20 protein-coding genes are annotated in these 19,396 nt (G+C 71.4%); 18 read left to right on the forward strand and 2 right to left on the reverse strand.

The window, feature by feature from the left end; all coding sequences use genetic code 11:
- Positions 1 to 351 precede the first annotated feature (351 nt).
- From rho to B056_RS0113155, 15 genes are all read left to right on the forward strand, one after another.
- Positions 352 to 2,685, forward strand: a complete 2,334-nt coding sequence (gene rho / locus B056_RS0113080) for a transcription termination factor Rho (protein WP_018502317.1) — start codon at positions 352 to 354, stop codon at positions 2,683 to 2,685.
- Between the two features lie 181 nt (positions 2,686 to 2,866).
- On the forward strand, positions 2,867 to 3,103 hold the full coding sequence (gene rpmE / locus B056_RS0113085; RefSeq protein ID WP_018502318.1) for a 50S ribosomal protein L31: 237 nt from the start codon (positions 2,867 to 2,869) through the stop codon (positions 3,101 to 3,103).
- Between the two features lie 72 nt (positions 3,104 to 3,175).
- A complete protein-coding gene (gene prfA / locus B056_RS0113090) occupies positions 3,176 to 4,246 on the forward strand; it encodes a peptide chain release factor 1 (protein ID WP_018502319.1) in 1,071 nt (356 codons plus the stop codon).
- Positions 4,243 to 5,334: a peptide chain release factor N(5)-glutamine methyltransferase gene (prmC, locus tag B056_RS0113095; protein WP_018502320.1), complete on the forward strand. Its 1,092-nt coding sequence runs from the start codon at positions 4,243 to 4,245 to the stop codon at positions 5,332 to 5,334. Before prfA ends, prmC begins: the two co-directional genes overlap by 4 nt.
- Positions 5,334 to 5,984: an L-threonylcarbamoyladenylate synthase gene (locus B056_RS0113100; RefSeq protein ID WP_018502321.1), complete on the forward strand. Its 651-nt coding sequence runs from the start codon at positions 5,334 to 5,336 to the stop codon at positions 5,982 to 5,984. Before prmC ends, B056_RS0113100 begins: the two co-directional genes overlap by 1 nt.
- Positions 5,985 to 6,067: 83 nt before the next feature.
- Positions 6,068 to 7,324 carry a serine hydroxymethyltransferase gene (locus tag B056_RS0113105; RefSeq protein WP_018502322.1) on the forward strand — a complete coding sequence of 419 codons (1,257 nt, stop codon included), beginning with the start codon at positions 6,068 to 6,070 and terminating at the stop codon, positions 7,322 to 7,324.
- Positions 7,325 to 7,326: 2 nt separating this feature from the next.
- Positions 7,327 to 8,436 (forward strand): MraY family glycosyltransferase, encoded by a 1,110-nt coding sequence (locus B056_RS0113110; RefSeq protein ID WP_018502323.1) that lies wholly within the window; start codon positions 7,327 to 7,329, stop codon positions 8,434 to 8,436.
- A 68-nt stretch (positions 8,437 to 8,504) separates the two neighbouring features.
- Complete coding sequence (locus B056_RS0113115; protein ID WP_230202976.1) at positions 8,505 to 8,954, forward strand: hypothetical protein; 450 nt, start codon at positions 8,505 to 8,507, stop codon at positions 8,952 to 8,954.
- Positions 8,955 to 9,132: 178 nt separating this feature from the next.
- Positions 9,133 to 9,420, forward strand: a complete 288-nt coding sequence (locus B056_RS42695) for a hypothetical protein (protein ID WP_076784688.1) — start codon at positions 9,133 to 9,135, stop codon at positions 9,418 to 9,420.
- Positions 9,421 to 9,791: 371 nt separating this feature from the next.
- Complete coding sequence (gene atpB, locus B056_RS0113130) at positions 9,792 to 10,682, forward strand: F0F1 ATP synthase subunit A (RefSeq protein ID WP_018502327.1); 891 nt, start codon at positions 9,792 to 9,794, stop codon at positions 10,680 to 10,682.
- 69 nt (positions 10,683 to 10,751) lie between these two features.
- Complete coding sequence (locus tag B056_RS0113135) at positions 10,752 to 11,000, forward strand: ATP synthase subunit c family protein (RefSeq protein WP_026239657.1); 249 nt, start codon at positions 10,752 to 10,754, stop codon at positions 10,998 to 11,000.
- 13 nt (positions 11,001 to 11,013) lie between these two features.
- Positions 11,014 to 11,595 carry a F0F1 ATP synthase subunit B gene (locus B056_RS0113140; protein WP_026239658.1) on the forward strand — a complete coding sequence of 194 codons (582 nt, stop codon included), beginning with the start codon at positions 11,014 to 11,016 and terminating at the stop codon, positions 11,593 to 11,595.
- A 2-nt stretch (positions 11,596 to 11,597) separates the two neighbouring features.
- The gene (locus B056_RS0113145) at positions 11,598 to 12,437 is read left to right on the forward strand and encodes a F0F1 ATP synthase subunit delta (RefSeq protein ID WP_018502330.1); all 840 of its coding nucleotides are present in this window, start codon (positions 11,598 to 11,600) and stop codon (positions 12,435 to 12,437) included.
- 99 nt (positions 12,438 to 12,536) lie between these two features.
- Positions 12,537 to 14,198: a F0F1 ATP synthase subunit alpha gene (gene atpA / locus B056_RS0113150; protein ID WP_018502331.1), complete on the forward strand. Its 1,662-nt coding sequence runs from the start codon at positions 12,537 to 12,539 to the stop codon at positions 14,196 to 14,198.
- Between the two features lie 3 nt (positions 14,199 to 14,201).
- Entirely contained in the window at positions 14,202 to 15,098 is an 897-nt protein-coding gene (locus B056_RS0113155) for a F0F1 ATP synthase subunit gamma (RefSeq protein WP_018502332.1), read from the forward strand.
- Between the two features lie 58 nt (positions 15,099 to 15,156).
- On the opposite strand, the gene B056_RS45370 is transcribed toward B056_RS0113155, so the two are convergent.
- Complete coding sequence (locus B056_RS45370; RefSeq protein WP_018502333.1) at positions 15,157 to 15,288, reverse strand: hypothetical protein; 132 nt, start codon at positions 15,286 to 15,288, stop codon at positions 15,157 to 15,159.
- Between B056_RS45370 and atpD the strand changes: the two genes are divergently transcribed.
- Together atpD and B056_RS0113170 are read left to right on the forward strand one after the other, a co-directional pair.
- Complete coding sequence (gene atpD, locus B056_RS0113165; RefSeq protein WP_018502334.1) at positions 15,287 to 16,726, forward strand: F0F1 ATP synthase subunit beta; 1,440 nt, start codon at positions 15,287 to 15,289, stop codon at positions 16,724 to 16,726. The genes B056_RS45370 and atpD overlap by 2 nt on opposite strands.
- Positions 16,726 to 16,983, forward strand: coding sequence for a F0F1 ATP synthase subunit epsilon (locus B056_RS0113170; RefSeq protein ID WP_018502335.1), 258 nt, complete (start codon positions 16,726 to 16,728; stop codon positions 16,981 to 16,983). The genes atpD and B056_RS0113170 overlap by 1 nt, the downstream gene beginning before the upstream one ends.
- Before the next feature lie 117 nt (positions 16,984 to 17,100).
- On the opposite strand, the gene B056_RS0113175 is transcribed toward B056_RS0113170, so the two are convergent.
- The gene (locus tag B056_RS0113175) at positions 17,101 to 17,673 is read right to left on the reverse strand and encodes a cob(I)yrinic acid a,c-diamide adenosyltransferase (protein WP_018502336.1); all 573 of its coding nucleotides are present in this window, start codon (positions 17,671 to 17,673) and stop codon (positions 17,101 to 17,103) included.
- 423 nt (positions 17,674 to 18,096) lie between these two features.
- Between B056_RS0113175 and murA the strand changes: the two genes are divergently transcribed.
- On the forward strand, positions 18,097 to 19,374 hold the full coding sequence (murA, locus tag B056_RS0113180; RefSeq protein WP_018502337.1) for a UDP-N-acetylglucosamine 1-carboxyvinyltransferase: 1,278 nt from the start codon (positions 18,097 to 18,099) through the stop codon (positions 19,372 to 19,374).
- The last annotated feature ends 22 nt before the right edge of the window (positions 19,375 to 19,396 follow it).

The raw sequence follows: 19,396 nt of genomic DNA on the forward strand, positions 1-19,396 counted from the left end.
CTGCACCCGCTGCCGCCGCGGCGCGTGCTCGCCCCGCCAGCCTGATCTGGTACGCGGTGGTGGCCTAGCTGTAGTGGAGTCTCACCGCAGCGGTTGGCCTCGCACGGTGGCCGGTCCTGGTCAGGGATCCCGGTGCTTCAGACCTCGTCGCCGTTGCCTCGGCTGGCGTACCGGCACCCGTCGGCGGGAAATCGGGTTCGCTCGCGGCTGTCGGCCGTCAGCGCCTTTCATGGGCGCGTTGCTCGCCGTCCGAATGGCGCTACATCTCCTTCATCCGGCATGTGCGCAGGCGAAGAAAGTTCACACGCTACGCCCGGCCCGAGAAGCCGGTTCCTTCCAGGAAGGAAAACCTTGAGCGACACCACCGACGTGCTGCCCGACAGCGCACGTGAGTCTGCGGCGCCTGCCTCGCCGGTCGACAGTTCCGCCGTGGCCGGCGCGACGTCCGTAGACACCGTCGTCACGACCCGGTCGAACGGCAACCACGCCGTCCGGTCCGCGTCGGTCGACGTCCCCGCGGACGGGCCTGACGGGTCCTCCGCCCCCCGGCGCCGGCGTTCCGGTACCGGTCTGTCCGCGATGCTCCTGCCTGAGCTGCAGGCCATGGCTTCCCAGATGGGTATTCCCGGGGTCGGCAGGCTCCGCAAGGGCCAACTGATCGCGGCGATCCAGAACGTCCAGAACGGTGAGGTGGCCTCCAGATCGGTGCCGTCGGCGTCGACGCCGACCTCCAGCCCGGCTTCCGGGCCGGCCTCCGCGGCCCCGGCCGTGCAGGGCACTCCGCCCGCGGCGGCTCCCGCCGCTGACACGGTGAGCTCCGCTCCCCGGGCGGCGGTCGGCTCGGCCGCTCCCGTCCAGGAGACGAACGGTTCCACCGGCGTCGAGGCGACGGTCCCGGCCGGTTCCGGCTCGGCTTCCGGTTCCGCCACCGAGACGGCGTCGGCTCCGACCCGTGTGCGCGGGCGGCGGGGTGCCTCTCGTGGCGTCACGAGCCCGGCGGGCGAGCAGCAGACGCTGCCGACCGGTCCGGGGAGTGCGGAGTCGTCCGACGACACCGCTCGCCCGCCGGCCGCCGCGGCTGCCGCGGCTGCCGCGGACGGCTCGACGGTGACCGCGCCCGCCGCGGCGCCCGTCTCCGGCCGCGCCGGGACGAGCGGATCCGAGACCGCCCCGCGGGGTCGTGACGACCGCCGCGAGCGCTCGGGTGACCGGGACCGCGCCGGTGACCGGGACCGTTCCGGTGGCGACCGGGACCGCAGCGGTGGTGACCGGGACCGTTCCGGTGACCGCCAGGGCCGCTCGCAGCCGGCCGGCGACCGCGACCGGGGCGATCGAAGCGACCGCACCGACCGCACCGACCGCACCGGGTCCGACCGTTCCAGGACGGGCGAGCGCACCCAGCCGGCCGACCGGTCACCCCAGGGTGGCAGCGCCCAGGACGAGGACGAGTTCGGCAACCGGCGCCGTGGCCGGTTCCGGGAGCGTGGTCGCAACCGTGGCCGTGGCGGGCAGGGCGGCACGACCGAGCCCGAGCCGACGGTGCGCGAGGACGACGTTCTCGTGCCGGTGGCCGGCATCCTCGACGTGCTGGACAACTACGCCTTCGTCCGCACGAGCGGCTACCTGACCGGCCCGACCGACGTGTACGTGAGCCTCGCCCAGGTCCGTCGCAACGGCCTGCGCCGCGGCGACGCGATCACCGGCGTGGTGCGCGCGCCCCAGGAGGGCGAGCAGCGCCGCGACAAGTACAACGCGCTGGTGCGGCTGGACACGATCAACGGGATGGAGCCGGAGGAGGCCCGCGGCCGGCCGGAGTTCCACAAGCTCACCCCGCTCTACCCGCAGGACCGCCTGCGGCTGGAGACCGAGCCGCACATGATGACCACGCGGGTCATCGACCTGGTGATGCCGATCGGCAAGGGCCAGCGCGCGCTCATCGTGAGCCCGCCGAAGGCCGGCAAGACGATGGTGCTCCAGTCCATCGCGAACGCGATCACCACGAACAACCCGGAATGCCACCTCATGGTCGTCCTCGTCGACGAGCGGCCCGAGGAGGTCACCGACATGCAGCGGTCGGTGAAGGGCGAGGTCGTCGCCTCGACCTTCGACCGCCCGCCGGCCGACCACACCAACGTCGCCGAGCTGTCCATCGAGCGGGCCAAGCGGCTCGTCGAGCTCGGCCACGACGTGGTCGTCCTGCTGGACTCGATCACCCGGCTGGGTCGCGCGTACAACCTCGCGGCGCCGGCGTCGGGGCGCATCCTGTCCGGTGGTGTCGACTCGACGGCGCTCTACCCGCCGAAGCGGTTCCTCGGCGCGGCGCGCAACATCGAGAACGGCGGCTCCCTGACGATCATCGCGACCGCGCTGGTCGAGACCGGTTCGACGATGGACACGGTGATCTTCGAGGAGTTCAAGGGCACCGGCAACGCCGAGCTCAAGCTGGACCGGAAGATCGCCGACAAGCGGGTCTTCCCGGCGGTGGACGTCGACGCCTCCGGTACCCGCAAGGAGGACATCCTGCTGGCCCCCGACGAGCTTGCGATCATGCACAAGCTCCGCCGGGTGCTGCACACGCGGGAGCCGCAGCAGGCGCTCGACCTCCTGCTCGACCGGCTGAAGCAGACCAGGACGAACTACGAGTTCCTGATGCAGATCGCGAAGACGGCACCGCCCCAGGACTGACCGCCGTCCGGCGGCAGCCCCGGCCGGGCCCGGGAACACCAGGGCCCGGCGGCGGCGTTGTCGTCGGCGGCTGGCTGGTCCGGCCCGGGTCACCGGGTCTGGCACACTGGCGACAACCGGCTCCGGTTCACGCCGTCCGCTCCCGCGGTGGCGACCCGGCGGCCACATCGAAAGAGGGATCATGAAGGCTGATATCCACCCGCAGTACCACGAGACCACGGTGACCTGTACGTGCGGCAGCACGTTCACCACGCGGTCGACCAAGGAGAACGGCGCCATCAGCGCCGAGGTCTGCTCGCAGTGCCACCCGTTCTACACCGGCAAGCAGAAGATCCTCGACGTCGGTGGTCGGGTCGAGAAGTTCGAGCGGCGCTTCGGTCGCCGGCAGCCGGGCCAGAAGGTCGGCGGCGCGAAGTAGGTCGTCCTCGGCGCCCGTCCCGGATCCCCGGGCGGGCGCCGTTCGCGTCCCGACGACCTGAAGGAACCTCTGATGACCTCCCCGCTCGCGGGCATGATCGCCGAGCACGCCGACATCGAGAAGCGGCTCGCGGATCCGGACATCCACAACGATCCGGCGCGGGCCCGGGAGCTGACGCGTCGGTACGCCGAGCTCGCCACCCCCGTCGACCTCGCGCAGCGGCTGGAGCGCGTCGAGGGTGACCTGGAGACCGCCCGCGAGTTCGCCGAGCAGGACCCGTCGTTCCGTGACGAGGTCGTGGCCCTCGAGGCGAGCCAGGCCGATCTCGCCGCCCGCCTGCGGGCCTACCTGGTGCCCGTCGACCCCGACGACAGCCGGGACGCCATCCTCGAGGTCAAGGCCGGCGCGGGCGGTGAGGAGTCCGCGCTGTTCGCGGGCGACCTGCTGCGGATGTACCTGCGCTACGCCGAGCGGCGCGGCTGGCGCACCCAGATCCTGGACGCGAACCCCAGCGACCTCGGCGGTTACCGGGATGTCAGCGTGGCCGTCAAGTCCCGCGGGACGGCGGCCCCCGGCCAGGGGGTCTTCGGTCGACTGCGGTTCGAGGGCGGCGTGCACCGGGTGCAGCGGGTGCCGGTGACCGAGTCGGCGGGGCGCATCCACACCTCCGCGGCCGGCGTGCTGGTGCTGCCCGAGGCGGCCGACGTCGACGTCGAGGTCGACCCGAACGACCTGCGGATCGACGTGTTCCGCTCGTCCGGGCCGGGCGGCCAGAGCGTCAACACCACCGACTCGGCGGTGCGCATCACGCACCTGCCCACCGGGGTGGTCGTCTCCTGCCAGAACGAGAAGAGCCAGCTCCAGAACAAGGAGTCGGCGATGCGCATCCTGCGGGCCCGGCTGCTCGCCGCGGCGCGGGAGAAGGCGGAGTCGGCGGCGGCGGCGGTGCGGGCGAGCCAGGTGCGCACGGTCGACCGCTCGGAGAAGGTCCGAACCTACAACTTCCCCGAGAACCGGATCAGCGACCACCGCATCGGCTACAAGGCGCACAACCTGGAGGCCGTGCTGGACGGTGACCTCGACGCGGTGATCGAGGCCCTGACCGAGGCGGACCTGGAATCCCGGATGGCGGCCACACCGTGACCAGCCCGGCCGCGTCCCCGACGCGGGCCGCCGCCGGCGTCACGACTGCCGCCGGCGCCACCACTGCCACCGATGGCACCACTGCCACCGATGGCACGCTGGCCGCCGAGCTGGCCGCCGCGACGGCCCGGCTGGGCACGGCCGGCGTCGCCAGTCCCCGCGGCGACGCCGAGCAGCTGGCGGCGCACGTGCTCGGAGTGCCCCGCGGTCGGCTCGCGCTGGTCACCCGGGTCGAACCGGCCGCGGCCGGCGAGCTGCGCGCGCTGGTCGAGCGGCGGGCGGCCCGGATCCCGCTGCAGCACCTGACCGGCCTCGCCGGTTTCCGCCGGCTGGACGTCGCCGTGGGCCCCGGGGTGTTCATCCCCCGCCCGGAGACCGAGTGGGTGGCGGACTGGGCGATCGCGGCCCTGCGCTCGCCCGGGGCGGGCCTGCCGCTGGTGTCTGGACGTCCAATTTGTGTTGATCTTTGTGCGGGTTCGGGGGCGATCGCCCTGTCGGTGGCCGACGAGGTGCCGAACGCCGAGGTGCACGCGGTGGAGCTGGAGCCGTCGGCGCTGGCCTGGCTGCGCCGCAACGTCGAGCGCACCGGCCTGCCGGTGCGGGTGCACCGGGCCGACGTCGGCATCCCGCGGACAGCCACCGAGCCGGCCACGTCGGCCGAGCCGGTGGAGCCGGTGGAGCCGGTCGGCACGGTCCTGGCCGACCTCGTGGGGCGGGTCGACGTCGTCATCAGCAACCCGCCGTACCTTCCCGATCATGAGCGGGCGCGGGTCGAGCCCGAGGTCGGCCGGCACGACCCGCCGGTGGCCCTGTGGGGCGGGCCGGACGGCCTGGACGGGCCACGCGCGGTCGTGGCCGCCGCCGCCGGCCTGCTGCGCCCGGGCGGTTTACTGGTCATGGAACACGCGGACGGGCACGGCCAGGCGGTGCCCGCGCTGCTTACCAGCGAGGGCTGGTGGGCTGGTTCGTGGTCCGAAATCGTGGATCATCCCGATCTCGCCGGGCGGGACCGGTTCGTCACCGCCCGCTGGAACCCGCCGCGCCCGTCGCTCGGCACCGGAGAGCGCCGCGCCGGAGAGGACGTGTGATGCAGGTTTTCGACTGCTCCGACGAGGGGCAGCGCAAGGCCGGGCTGGACGCCGCCACCGCGGCGGTCGGCCGGGGCCGGCTCGTCGTGCTGCCGACCGACACCCTTTACGGGATCGGCGCCGACGCCTTCGACCGGGACGCCGTCACCGCGCTGCTCGCGGCGAAGGGCCGCGGGCGCGACATGCCGGTGCCGGTGCTGGTCGGCTCGTGGCGCACCCTCGACGGCCTGGCCGAGCAGGTCACGGAGCACGTCCGGGAGCTCGTCCGGGCGTTCTGGCCCGGCGGGCTGACCCTGGTCGTCAACCACGCGCCGTCCCTGCGCTGGGATCTCGGTGACGCCCGGGGCACGGTCGCCGTCCGCATGCCGCTGCACCCGGTGGCCCTCGAACTGCTCGGCCGGACGGGGCCGATGGCCGTCTCCAGCGCCAACATCAGTGGACGTCCGCCGGCGACGAGTGCCGTCGACGCGGTGGCGCAGCTCGGTGGTGCCGCCGCGGTCTACCTGGACGGCGGGACCACGCCGGTGGGCACCGCGTCGACCATCGTGGACTGCACGGGGCCGGTGCCCACGGTGATCCGCGAGGGGGCGGTCGATCTCGCGGCACTGCGTTCGGTGCTGCCCCTCGTGCGGGAACCGGCCGCCCGCTGACCCCGCGCGGGCCGGTGGGCAACGGGCGGGCCCGGGGCGGCCGGTCATATCCTGGGCAGCGAGCCGGCGGGAGGTGGGCCATCGTGAGTACCCCGTTCTGGGGCCCGGACTTCGACCAGCTTCAGGCCACCGATCCGGACATCGCCGCGGTCGTGGTCGATGAGCTGGAGCGGCTGCGCGGCGGGCTCCAGCTCATCGCGAGCGAGAACTTCACCTCGCCGGCGGTGCTCGCGGCGCTCGGTTCGACGCTGTCGAACAAGTACGCCGAGGGCTACCCGGGGCACCGCTACTACGGCGGGTGCCAGGTGGTCGACCGCGCCGAGGAGATCGGCATCGCGCGGGCCCGGGAGCTGTTCGGTGCCGAGCACGCGAACCTGCAGCCGCACTCGGGCGCGCAGGCGAACTTCGCCGTCTACGCCGCCCTGCTCACGCCGGGGGACACCGTGCTGGCGATGTCGCTGCCGCACGGCGGGCACCTGACGCACGGCAGCCGGGTGAACTTCTCCGGGCGCTGGTTCGACGTCGTGGCCTACGGGGTCCGGGAGGACACCGAGCTGATCGACTACGACCAGGTCCGCGAGCTGGCACTGCAGCACCGACCCAAGATGATCATCTGTGGAGCGACCGCCTACCCCCGCCGCATCGACTTCGCCGCGTTCCGCTCGATCGCCGACGAGGTCGGCGCCTGGCTGATGGTGGACGCGGCGCACTTCATCGGGCTGGTCGCCGGCGGCGCGCTGCCGAGCCCGGTGCCGCACGCCGACGTCGTCAGTTTCACCACGCACAAGGTGCTGCGCGGCCCGCGCGGCGGCATGATCCTCTGCCGGGAGGAGCTGGCCGCCCGCATCGACCGGGCGGTGTTCCCGTTCAGCCAGGGCGGTCCGCTGATGCACGCCGTCGCGGCGAAGGCGGTGGCGCTCCGGGAGGCCGCGACCCCCGAGTACGCCACCTACGCCCACCAGGTGATCGCGAACGCGCAGGCCCTCGCCGAGGGGCTGGCGGCCGAGGGGATCCGCCCGGTGGCCGGCGGCACCGACACCCACCTGACTCTGCTCGACCTGCGGGAGCTCGGCGTGACCGGCCGCGACGCCGAGGCACGCTGCGACGCGGCGGGCATCACGCTCAACAAGAACGCCATCCCGTACGACCCGCAGCCGCCCGCGATCTCCTCCGGCATCCGGGTGGGCACTCCCGCGGTGACGACGCAGGGCATGCGGGAGGGCGACATGAAGGAGATCGCCGGTCTGATCGCCCGGGCCGTGCGTGACCCGGCCGCGGCGGCGGACGTCTCCGCCGCGGTGTCCGTGCTGGTCAACCGCCACCCGGCCTATCCGAGATAGGGATGCGCGAGTATCTGCTCGTCTTCGCGGTGGCGGCGGCGGTCACCTTCCTCACGACGCCGATCGCCCGCTGGATCGCCTTCCGGGTCGGGGCGGTCGCCCGGCCCCGGGCCCGGGACGTGCACGCGACGCCGACCCCGCGGCTCGGCGGTCTGGCGATGCTGGCCGGGCTCTACGCCGGCCTTGAGGTGGCCGACCGGCTGCCGTTCCTCTCCGTGGTCTCCCAGGACTGGTCGGAGCCCCGGGCGGTTCTGGTCGCCGGCACCCTGATCTGCCTGCTGGGAGCGGCCGACGACCGCTGGGAGCTGGACTCGCTGACCAAGCTCGCCGGTCAGGTGGCGGCCGCCGGCGTGATGGTCCTGCTCGGCGTGCAGTGGTCCTTCGCGATCGACCGGAACAGCGAGACCACGCTCAGCTTCGGGCCGGAGACGGCCGTCCCGCTGTCCATCTTCGCCACGCTCATCCTGGTCAACGCGATGAACTTCATCGACGGCCTGGACGGGCTGGCCGCCGGGGTCGCCGCGATCGCGGCCAGCGCCACCTTCTATTTCGCGTACCAGATCGCGGTGACCAACGGCTTCTACCGGGCCTCACCGGCCGCGCTGCTCGCCGCGGTCACCGCCGGGGTGTGCGTCGGTTTCCTGCCGCACAACTTCAACCCGGCCCGACTGTTCATGGGGGATTCCGGCTCGATGCTCATCGGGCTGCTGTCGGCCGCCTCGATGATCTCGGTGACCGGCCAGGTCGCGTACGGGGGTTACGCTGGACCCTCCCAACAGCTTCCGTCGCTGATTCCGGTGGCCATACCGCTGGCGGTGCTGGCCGTCCCGGTGCTCGACCTCGGGCTCGCGGTCGTCCGGCGGACGAAGGCGGGGCGCTCGCCGTTCGCGGCGGACAAGATGCACCTGCATCATCGAATTCTTTCCATTGGCAACTCCCACGTCAGGGCGGTTCTGCTGATGTACTTCTGGGCCGCGCTCGTTGGCTTCGGGGGAGTGGCGGCCTCCTTCTCCGACTCGCCGTTGCCGATCCTCGCCGCCACGGTCGGCGTGGGGCTGCTCGCGCTGCTCGCCCTTCTTCTGACGGGCCAGCGCGCGGCCCGGCGCGCGTGATCGCCGCGGCCCGCCCGGCGCTGCGCGCCGGTTTGTGCACGATGGCGGGGCTGCTGGTTGTGGTCCTTGTGTTGACCGGTGCCATTCGGGGCGCGGCCGGAATCGCCGGTGGAGCCCTCGCGGTCGGCCTGGTGGCGGCGTTCTTCGCGCTCGGCAAGCTCGCCCTGGTCGCGGTCGCCCGGCGTGGCGCCACCACGATGCTGCTGCCGGCCGCGCTCGGGATCTACGCGGCGAAGGTCGCGACCCTGGGAGTCGTTCTGGTCGCGTTGCGCGACGCGACGGCGATCGACCTGCCCAGCTTCGCCTGGTCGATCATGGCCGCGACCCTGTGCTGGGTGGGCGCCGAGGTCTGGGCCGCCACGAGACTGCGGGTGCCGTTCTATGATCCGGCGACCTTCGATCCGTCCCGCGTCGCTCCGCTCGATCCGTCGCGGGCGGCTCGCCCCGGCGGCCCCGTCCGGGGGAATCCGTCGTCCGCGGTCGCGCGCCCGCCGCGTAAGCCCGGCGAGCAGCTCTAGCCGGTGGCGGCCGCCACCGCGATGATCGGCGGCGGGACCGGACCCGGCGGCCCGGCCGCGGGACCGGCGTCGCGGGACCGGAGAGGACGAGTCGCGGGGCGGCCGGGCCAGTGGATCAGCAGGTCAGCGGGGCGGCGGATCAGCGGATCAGTGGCGAGCCAGGATTAGGAACAACGTGATGGTGAACGGCACCAACGGGCCCGATCGTGGAGATTCGGGCAAAAAGGATAATAGTGAAAGGGAGGAAAGACTAAGCTCGGGCTCGGCCGCGTCGCCGAATCCACCGCCGGGCGAAGCCTGGGGCGTCATCGGCACGCTCGTCGCCGGCGGCGGCTTCTGGGGGTTGGTCGGCCTGGGGATCGACCGGCTCGCCGGCTTCGACGCCCTGTTCTTCCCGATCGGGCTCATCGTCGGCATCATCGCGTCGCTCTATCTGGTCATCTACCGGTTCGGAGCCCGCCGCTGACGACGCTCAGGGCAGTGTGTCGATGACGTAGTGTGACAACATGTCCAAAAACCCAACGGAAGATGAACGTTCGACTGTCTGTCGGAGATCTTAGTCCTGCAACCAGTGCTCTCCGGCGCCCAGGCAGATAGCATCTGCCCTGTCGAAGAGCGTCGTGAAGATGCTGTCGGCACAGGACGTCTCCGCGTCGACGCGCCGGGTCCGGGACAGTGTGTCCCTTGCCGCCGGGGCTGTGAGCGGGTTGCGTCCGACGGTCATCCGCGCGTCTTCGATTGCCCGGAGCGGCGGCCCATCCCGTATAGGGTGAGGTCGATCCGACCCCGGGGGGATCGCGAACTTTGTCAGCATGAATGATCTTGGAGGTATCGGAAGTGCCGAGCGGATCGGTGCTCTTGGCGGCCGATGAGGGCTTCCACGGGCCGACTCCCGATGTCTTCAAGCCGAAGAGCTGGTTCGAGTTCGACCTGGGCCCGATCGACTTCTACTTCAACAAGTGGTCCGCGCTGACTCTGTTCGTCGCGCTGTTCGTCGGCGGCTTCCTCTGGCTGGGGTTCCGCAAGGCGACGCTGGTGCCACGCGGGCTCCAGAACTTCTGCGAGTCGATCTACGACTTCGTCGATCTCCAGATCGCTCAGAACGTCATCGGCGAGCGAGGCAGGACGTTCTCCCCGTACCTGACAATTCTCTTCTGCTTCATCCTGCTCTCCAACGTCATGGCGGTCATTCCGGTCGCGCAGTTCCCGACGACGTCGCGGATCGCGCTGCCGATGATCCTGGCCGCGGTGAGCTGGTTCATCTTCAACATCGTCGGTATCCGCGAGCACGGGGCCGGTACCTACTTCAAGGACATGCTGGTGCCGGCGCCGACCGCACCGCTGTTCGTGAAGGTCATCCTGGCCCCGATCGAGTTCGTCTCGACGATGATCGCCCGCCCCGCCACCCTCGCCATCCGGCTGTTCGCCAACATGTTCGCCGGCCACATGCTGCTGCTGGTGTTCGCGCTGGGCGCCGACTATCTGCTGCCGAAGCCCCAGTTCGTGTTCGGGCTGGTCTCCGGCCTGATGGCGATCGCTCTCACGCTGTTCGAGCTGATGATCGACGTGCTGCAGGCCTACATCTTCACGGTCCTCACAGCCGCCTACATCGGCGGAGCGATCTCCTCGCACGGCGGCGGAGACCACGCGGCGGACCACTCCCCGATCCACGGCCACGAAACGAGTGCGCCGGTCACCTCCGCCGCTGGCGCGGTGGCGCGGGCCTGAACCTGAATCGACCCACGCGCACCGTGGGAGATCCCCGGTGCACCGACCACAGAAGGACGGATCCCTACGATGTCTCTTACCGCGTCCACGTTGCTCGCCGCTGATGACGCGATCAGCGGCAACATCGGGACGGTGGCCTACGGCATCGCCACCCTCGGCCCCGGCATCGGCGTCGGCATCATCTTCGGTCTGGGTATCCAGGCCATCGCCCGCCAGCCCGAGGCCGAGCAGGTGGCCTTCCGTTACATGCTGATCGGCTTCGCCGTCGTCGAGGCGCTCGCCCTCATCGGCTTCGTCGTGCCGTTCGTCTTCACCTGATCCGGGGCGCCTTGTGCTGCAGAATCTAGTTCTAGCCGCCGCCGAAGAAGGTGCGGCACACGAGGACAGCGTCCTTGTGCCGCCGCTCGCCGAGCTGATCGTCGGCCTGTTGGCCTTCGGTCTTCTCGTCGGATTCTTCTTCTGGAAGATCTACCCGCAGATTCGTAAGACCTACGCCGAGCGGGCCGAACGTATCGAAGGTGGTCTCAACCGCGCCGAACAGGCGCAGCGCGAGGCGAAGGCCCTGCTCGAGCAGTACCGTTCCCAGCTCGCCGAAGCCCGCTCCGAGGCGGCTCGCATCCGCGAGGACGCCCAGGCGCAGGGTCGGCAGATCGTCGAGGAACTGCGCACGCAGGCGCAGCAGGAGGTCGCCGAGATCCGCGAGCGGGCGGACGCGGCACTGGTGGCGGAACGTGCCCAGGTTGTGGCCTCCGTGCGTCGCGAGATCGGTGAGATCGCGCTCGAGCTCGCGACCCGGATCGTCGGCCGCGAGCTGGAGAACGACACCCGCCAGCGGCAGCTCGTCGACGACTTCATCGCGGGTCTCGACGAGGCTCCGCGGTCCGACGCCGTCCCGGCCGGGCCGGGAGTCTGACGGTGGAGGGAGCCAGCCGGCAGTCGCTCGCCGCCGCCAGGTCGGTCCTCGACCAGGTGACGGCGGTGCCGATCGGCGCAACCGCCGGTTCGGTCGCGCCTGAGGTCCGCCGGCTCGCCGGCGACCTCAGCGCGGTCGCCACGCTCATCGGGGGCGAGCCGACAGTTCGGCGCGCCCTCACCGACCCGGGCGCGCCGCCCCAGTCGCGGACGGGCCTCGCCGGCCGTCTGCTCGGTACGCAGATCAGCCAGGGGGCGCTCGCCGTCGTCTCGGCGGCCGTCGCCGGTCGCTGGTCGCGGCCGATCGACCTCCGGCACGCGCTCGAGGAGCTCGCCGTCGAGGCGACCCTCGCGGAGGCGGAGGCGGCCGACGTCCTCGACGAGGTCGAGGACGAGCTGTTCCGGTTCGGGCGGATCCTCGGCCAGAACCCGCAGCTCTCCCTCGCGCTCACCGACCCGGCGGCGCCGGCGTCCGCGAAGGCGGGGCTGGTGCAGCGGCTGCTGTCCGGCCGTGCCCAGCCGGTGACCCTCCGGCTGGCCCAGCAGGCGGTCGCCGACCGCGAGCGGGGTGACATCGAGCGGCGCCTGGAGCAGCTGAGCCGGATCGCGGCGGCCCGCCGCGGCCGGGTGGTCGCCGTCGTCCGCACCGCCACGGTGCTCGACGCCGACCAGACCGCCCGGCTGAAGGCGGCGATCAGCCGCTTCTTCGGCCGGCAGATCCAGCTCCAGATCGATCTCGATCCCACCGTCCTGGGCGGCGTCGCCGTGCGGGTCGGTGACGAGGTCGTGGACGGCACCGTCCTGCGCCGTCTCGCGGCAGCCCGCCGTGGGCTGACCCGTTAGGCCGCGGAGCACGATGGGCGAGCTGAAGCCGGTACCGACCGCCGGACCGGCAGTGACGACCGATGACCAGATCCACGCCAGCCATGAAGGACCAACGCGATGACTGAGCTGTCCATCCGGCCGGAGGAGATCCGCGACGCCCTCCGGGAGTACGTCGACTCCTTCCAGGCCACCTCCGGTGACCGGGAGGAGGTCGGCCGCGTCGTCGTGACCGGTGACGGGATCGCGCGGGTCGAGGGCCTTCCGCACACCATGACCAACGAGCTGCTGGAGTTCTCCGGCGGCGTGCTGGGGCTGGCCCTCAACCTCGAGGTCGGCGAGATCGGCTGCGTCATCCTCGGCGACGCCGAGCACATCGAGGAGGGCCAGGAGGTCCGCCGGACCGGCGAGATCCTCGCCGTCCCGGTGGGCGACGGCTTCCTCGGCCGGGTCGTCGACCCGCTCGGACGTCCGATCGACGGCCTCGGCGACATCGCCGCGGCCGGCACCCGGGCGCTCGAGCTGCAGGCCCCGTCGGTCGTGCAGCGCCAGCCCGTCAAGGAGCCGCTGCAGACCGGCATCAAGGCCATCGACGCGATGACCGCCATCGGCCGGGGTCAGCGTCAGCTGATCATCGGCGACCGGCAGACCGGGAAGACCACCGTCGCGATCGACGCGATCATCAACCAGCGTGACAACTGGGCGAGCGGTGACCCGAGCAAGCAGGTCAAGTGCGTCTACGTGGCCATCGGCCAGAAGAAGACGACCATCCGCGAGGTGGTGAACACCCTCGAGGAGGCCGGCGCGCTGGCCTACACCACGATCGTCGCGGCTCCGGCCGACCAGCCGGCGGGCTTCAAGTACATCGCCCCGTACACCGGCTCGGCGATCGGGCAGTACTGGATGTACAACGGCCAGCACTCGCTGGTGGTCTTCGACGACCTCTCCAAGCAGGCCGAGGCGTACCGCGCGATCTCGCTGCTGCTGCGCCGCCCGCCGGGCCGTGAGGCCTACCCGGGCGACGTCTTCTACTTGCACTCCCGTCTGCTGGAGCGCTGCGCGAAGCTCTCCGACGAGCTCGGGGGCGGGTCGCTGACCGGGCTGCCGATCATCGAGACGAAGGCCAGCGACATCTCGGCCTACATTCCGACGAACGTCATCTCGATCACCGACGGCCAGATCTTCCTGGAGTCGGACCTGTTCAACCAGGGCGTCCGGCCGGCGATCAACGTCGGCACCTCGGTCTCCCGGGTGGGCGGCAGCGCGCAGGTCAAGGCGATGAAGTCCGTCGCCGGCCGCCTGCGCCTCGACCTCGCCCAGTACCGCGAGCTGGAGGCCTTCTCGGCCTTCGGCTCCGACCTGGACAAGGCCTCCCGCGACCAGCTCGCCCGCGGCGCCCGGCTGGTGGAGCTGCTCAAGCAGCCCCAGAACAAGCCGTTCTCCGTCGAGCGCCAGGTCGTGTCCCTCTGGGCCGGCACCACCGGCAAGCTCGACGACGTGCCGGTGGAGGACATCCGCCGCTTCGAGGCCGAGTTCCTCGACTTCGTCGGTCGGACTCACGGCGCGATCTTCGACACCATCGTGAACACCGGCAAGCTCGGTGACGACGTCATCGCCTCACTGGAGTCGGCGATCGCCGAGTTCAAGGAGCAGTTCACGCTGTCGAGCGGCTCGCCGCTCGTCAACGAGGCCGCCCCCGAGGCGCTCGACCCGTCCGCGGTGGAGCGTGAGGAGATCGCCGTCCACCACCGCAAGCCGGCCAACGAGACCAAGGGTCACTGACCCATGGCGGGCCAGCTTCGCGAGTACCGGCGGCGCATCCGGACGGTCCAGTCGACCAAGAAGATCACCAAGGCGATGGAGCTGATCGCCGCCTCGCGGATCGCCAAGGCCAGGGCGCGGGTCGCCGCGTCCCGGCCGTACGCGGAGGAGATCACGCGAGTGATCAGTGCCGTGGCGTCGCAGACGACGATCGCCCATCCGCTCACCACCGAGCGCCCGGAGCCGACCCGTGCGGCCGTGGTCGTGATCACCAGCGACCGCGGCCTCGCCGGCGGCTACAGCTCCAACTCGCTCAAGCGCGCCGGGGAGCTGGTCGAGCTGCTGCGGGAGGAGGGCAAGGAGCCGCTGCTCTACGCGGTCGGCCGCAAGGCGGGGACGTACTACCGCTTCCGCGGCCGGAAGATGGCCGGTGAGTACACCGGCTTCTCCGAGCAGCCGAGCTACACCGACGCGAAGTCGGTGGCGGACGCCCTCATCACCGCCTTCACCACGCCCACCGAGGAAGGCGGCGTCGACGAGATCCACCTCGTCTTCACCGAGTACCTCAGCGCCATGACGCAGACCGCGGTGGCGCACCGGCTGCTCCCGATGGTGCTGCGTGAGCACGACGAGCCGCCGGCCGGCGGGCCGCTGCCGAACTACGAGTTCGAGCCGTCGGCCGAGGCCGTCCTCGACGCGCTGCTCCCGCGGTACGTCGAGAGCCGGCTCTACGCGGCGCTGCTGGAGTCGGCGGCGTCCGAGTCGGCGGCCCGCCAGCGCGCGATGAAGTCGGCGACGGACAACGCCGAGGACCTCATCAAGACCTACACCCGCGCGGCCAACCGGGCCCGCCAGGACGCCATCACCCAGGAGATCTCCGAGATCGTGGGTGGCGCCAACGCCCTGGCGTCCGGCGCGTAGGAGACCTGTGATCTTCCGGCCACCCCTGCCCCGGCGTGCACCGCGGCGGGCCGACGCACTAGGCGGCGGGCGGACCGGTGTGGACACTGGCCTCATAGCCGGCATCGACTCCGCTGCCGGCGTCGACACCGACGAACGTCAAGCCGAAGCCCGCGGCGGCGGGCAACGACAGTGAAACCGAGGACGCCATGACCGTCACCACCAGCTCGCCGACCACGGCGGAGGGCCGGACTCCGGGGATCGGCCGAGTCGCCCGAGTCATCGGACCGGTCGTCGACGTCGAGTTCGCCCCCGACGAGCTTCCCGAGATCTACACCGCGCTGCACGTCGACCGCACGATCGACGGCGAGACCGCGGTCCTCACGCTCGAGGTCGCCCAGCACATCGGCGACAACACCATCCGCGCCATCTCGATGCAGCAGACCGACGGCCTCGTGCGGGGCGCGCCGGTCCGCGACACCGGCGCGCCGATCTCCGTCCCGGTCGGGAACGCCACCAAGGGCCACGTCTTCAACGTCCTCGGCAACCCGCTCGACGTCGACAAGGTCGACGCGGAGACCTACTGGCCGATCCACCGCTCGGCGCCGGCCTTCGACCAGCTCGAGTCGAAGACGGAGATGTTCACCACCGGCATCAAGGTCATCGACCTGCTCGCCCCGTACGTGCGCGGCGGCAAGATCGGTCTGATGGGCGGCGCCGGCGTCGGCAAGACCGTCATCATCCAGGAGATGATCCGCCGGGTCGCCAAGGAGTTCGGTGGCGTGTCGGTGTTCGCCGGAGTCGGCGAGCGCACCCGTGAGGGCAACGACCTGTTCCTGGAGATGACCGAGGCCGGCGTCATCGAGGACACCGCCCTCGTGTTCGGCCAGATGGACGAGCCGCCCGGCACCCGGCTCCGGGTCGCCCTCGGCGCGCTCACCATGGCCGAGTACTTCCGGGACGTCCAGAAGCAGGACGTGCTCCTGTTCATCGACAACATCTTCCGGTTCACCCAGGCCGGCTCCGAGGTATCGACGCTGCTCGGCCGGATGCCCAGCGCCGTCGGCTACCAGCCGACCCTGGCCGACGAGATGGGCGCCCTGCAGGAGCGGATCACCTCGACCCGCGGTCACTCGATCACCTCGCTGCAGGCGATCTACGTGCCCGCGGACGACCTGACCGACCCGGCCCCGGCGACGACGTTCACCCACCTCGACGCCAACACGGTGCTCGACCGGTCGATCTCCGACCTGGGCATCTACCCGGCCGTCAGCCCGCTGGACTCGAACTCCCGGATCCTCGACGCGCGGTACATCGGGCAGGAGCACTACGACACCGCCCGCGAGGTGCAGCGGATCCTGCAGCGCTACAAGGACCTGCAGGACATCATCGCCATCCTCGGCATCGACGAGCTCTCCGAAGAGGACAAGATCCTCGTCAACCGGGCCCGTCGGATCCAGCGGTTCCTGTCCCAGCCGTTCTTCGTCGCCGAGCAGTTCACCGGCATCCCCGGCAAGTTCGTCCCGCTCGACGAGACGATCGACTCGTTCCGCCGGCTCACCCAGGGTGACTACGACCACCTGCCCGAGCAGGCGTTCTTCATGTGCGGCGGGATCGAGGACGCCGAGAAGAACGCGGAGAACCTGTAATGCCGATGCGGGTGGCGATCGTCTCGCCCGAGCAGGAGGTGTGGTCCGGCGACGCCGACATGGTCGTCGCCCGGACCGTCGACGGCGACATCGGTGTCCTGCCGGGGCACATCCCCATGCTGGCCGTGCTCGTGCGCGACCAGACCGTGCGGGTGAAGGTCGGCGGCCAGGAGATCTCGGCCGCCGTCGACGGGGGCTTCGTCTCCGTCACCAAGGAGGGCGTCAGCATCCTCGCCGAAAGCGCGACGATCGCCTGACGCGGTTCGCCGGAACACCGGTTCGCCGGAACACCCCGGCTTCGGCGCTGACACCTGTCGGCGCCGAAGCCGAGACGGCGCCGCCCCGGAGGCCGCCGGCCAGAGACTGCCGGCGGGTCAGCCGCCGGCGCCCGGCTTCCACAGGACGTCCCCGTCCGGGTTCGCCACCCGGGACAGGATGAACAACAGGTCGGACAGGCGGTTCAGGTAGCGGGCGGGCAACGGCCCCGTCGCCTCCGGCTCCGCCTCGACCAGCGCCCAGCAGCCCCGCTCGGCCCGGCGTGCCACCGTGCGCGCCACGTGCAGCAGCGCCGCCCCCCGGGTGCCACCGGGCAGGATGAACGAGCTCAGCTTCGCCAGGTTCTCGTTGTAGTGGTCACAGGCCCGCTCAAGGCGGTCCACATAGCTTTCGGTGATCCGCAGCGGCGGGTACTTCGGCTCGGCGACCACCGGGGTGCACAGGTCGGCGCCCACGTCGAACAGGTCGTTCTGCACCTGGCCGAGCGTCTCGCGGACATCCGGGCCCAGCTCGCCCAGCGCCAGCGCCACCCCGATCGCCGCGTTCGTCTCGTCCACGTCGGCGTAGGCGGCCAGCCGCGGCGAGGTCTTCGCCACCCGTGACATGTCACCCAGCGCCGTCGTTCCGTCGTCGCCGGTACGGGTGTAGATCCGGGTCAGGTGCACCGCCATGGCGCCACTGTATGGGCGCCGCCCGGCAGACGCCCCGGAACACCTTTCAGATCACGGCATGCACGAGCCCCACCTGGCGCGGATCCGCCCGTCCCGCGGACGGCGTCCCGTCGCGGCCTGGGTCAGAGTTCCGCTCTGGTACTCGGCTACTCGCCGTTTGCTTTCTCTCTCGCCGATTCGGGGGCGTTTTTGGCGGAATCTGGTCCGAGAGGGCGAGGAGGATGCCAAAGGGCGAGCAGGCTACCCCCGACTTTCAGGCAATATGTCCGATAGATGACGGTCTGGTGGTGCTGGGGCGGTCAGATCGGCGGATGGATGTCGGTGGTCTCCGGAGGTGTTCGTTGGTGTCCGGTTGTGGCCGGGGCGCGCTGTTTGCCGAGGCCGCGCTGAAGATCTTCAGCGGAGCACCTAGCATCGGAGCCCGTGGAGTGCTTCGTCGTGACAGGCGGGACCAGGCTGGTCGGCGAGGTCGCCGTTCCGGGCGCGAAGAACTCGGTGCTGAAGCTGATGGCGGCGAGCCTGCTCGCGCCCGGCCGCACCACGTTGGACGCGGTACCCGACATCCTTGACGTCTCGGTGATGGCCGACGTCCTGCGTGGCCTCGGGGCCGGGGCGGAGCGTGACCGGGCCGGGGGTCGGATCGTCATCGACATCCCCGAGGTGGTCGACGGCACCGCGGATGCCGAACTGGTCCGCCGGATCCGGGCGTCGGTGGCCATCCTGGGGCCGCTCGTCGCCCGCCGCGGTGAGGCCCGGGTGGCGCTGCCCGGCGGCGACGCGATCGGCTCGCGCGCGCTCGACATCCACATGAACGGTCTGACGAAGCTCGGTGCCGTGGTGGACGTCGAGGCCGGGGTGCTGGTGGCCCGCTGCTCCGGGCGGCTGCAGGGCGCGTCGATCTGGCTGGACTTCCCGAGCGTCGGGGCCACCGAGAACCTGCTGATGGCCGGGGTGCTCGCCAAGGGCACGACCGTGATCGACAACGCCGCTCAGGAGCCGGAGATCGCCGACCTGTGCGCGCTGCTCACGGCGATGGGCGCCCGGATCGACGGCGCGGGCACGGCCACGCTCCTCATCGAGGGGGTGGAGGGGCTGCGGCCGGTGCTGCACCGCACCGTCCCGGACCGGATCGTCGCGGGCACCTGGGCGATCGGCGCGCTGATGACCGGTGGTGACGTGACCATCCGGCACGGCCGGGCCGAGCATCTCGGGATCGTGCTGGAGAAGCTCGCGGGCGCGGGGGCCGCCGTCGAGCTGCTCGAGGACGGCTTCCGGGTGAGCGCGAGCGGGCGGCCGCGCTCGATCGACGTCGTCACGCTGCCCTACCCGGGCTTCCCGACCGACCTCCTGCCGCAGGTGATCGCGCTGGAGGCGATCAGCGAGGGAATCTCGCTGATCACGGAGAACGTCTTCGACAGCAGGTTCGTGTTCTGCCGGGAGCTGCACGCGCTCGGCGCCGACCTGCGCACCGACGGCCATCACGTGGTCGTCCGGCCCACCCCGCGGCTGACCGGCGCCTCCGTGCTCGCCTCGGACGTCCGCGCCGGCGCGGCCCTGGTGCTGGCCGGCCTGGTGGCCGAGGGCACGACCGAGGTCCGCGACGTCCACCACATCGACCGCGGCTACGCCCACTTCGTGGAGAACCTCACCGCGCTCGGCGCGGAGATCCGCCGCGAGCCCTCCTCGGCGGCCGCGGCCTGAGCCGTCCGCCGCGCCCGCGGAG

The organism is Parafrankia discariae, from assembly GCF_000373365.1.
GTDB classification, from domain to species: Bacteria; Actinomycetota; Actinomycetes; order Frankiales; family Frankiaceae; genus Parafrankia; species Parafrankia discariae.

Bases quoted from the DNA above. Each gene is read 5' to 3' on its own strand.
- rpmE (WP_018502318.1), top strand. From the start codon at position 2,867: ATGAAGGCTGATATCCACCCGCAGTACCACGAGACCACGGTGACCTGT.
- B056_RS42695 (WP_076784688.1), top strand. From the start codon at position 9,133: ATGGTGAACGGCACCAACGGGCCCGATCGTGGAGATTCGGGCAAAAAG.
- B056_RS0113175 (WP_018502336.1), bottom strand. From the start codon at position 17,673: ATGGCGGTGCACCTGACCCGGATCTACACCCGTACCGGCGACGACGGA.
- prfA (WP_018502319.1), top strand. From the start codon at position 3,176: ATGACCTCCCCGCTCGCGGGCATGATCGCCGAGCACGCCGACATCGAG.
- B056_RS0113100 (WP_018502321.1), top strand. From the start codon at position 5,334: ATGCAGGTTTTCGACTGCTCCGACGAGGGGCAGCGCAAGGCCGGGCTG.
- B056_RS0113155 (WP_018502332.1), top strand. From the start codon at position 14,202: ATGGCGGGCCAGCTTCGCGAGTACCGGCGGCGCATCCGGACGGTCCAG.
- B056_RS0113135 (WP_026239657.1), top strand. From the start codon at position 10,752: ATGTCTCTTACCGCGTCCACGTTGCTCGCCGCTGATGACGCGATCAGC.
- B056_RS0113110 (WP_018502323.1), top strand. From the start codon at position 7,327: ATGCGCGAGTATCTGCTCGTCTTCGCGGTGGCGGCGGCGGTCACCTTC.
- B056_RS0113170 (WP_018502335.1), top strand. From the start codon at position 16,726: ATGCCGATGCGGGTGGCGATCGTCTCGCCCGAGCAGGAGGTGTGGTCC.
- B056_RS45370 (WP_018502333.1), bottom strand. From the start codon at position 15,288: ATGGCGTCCTCGGTTTCACTGTCGTTGCCCGCCGCCGCGGGCTTCGGC.
- atpD (WP_018502334.1), top strand. From the start codon at position 15,287: ATGACCGTCACCACCAGCTCGCCGACCACGGCGGAGGGCCGGACTCCG.
- atpA (WP_018502331.1), top strand. From the start codon at position 12,537: ATGACTGAGCTGTCCATCCGGCCGGAGGAGATCCGCGACGCCCTCCGG.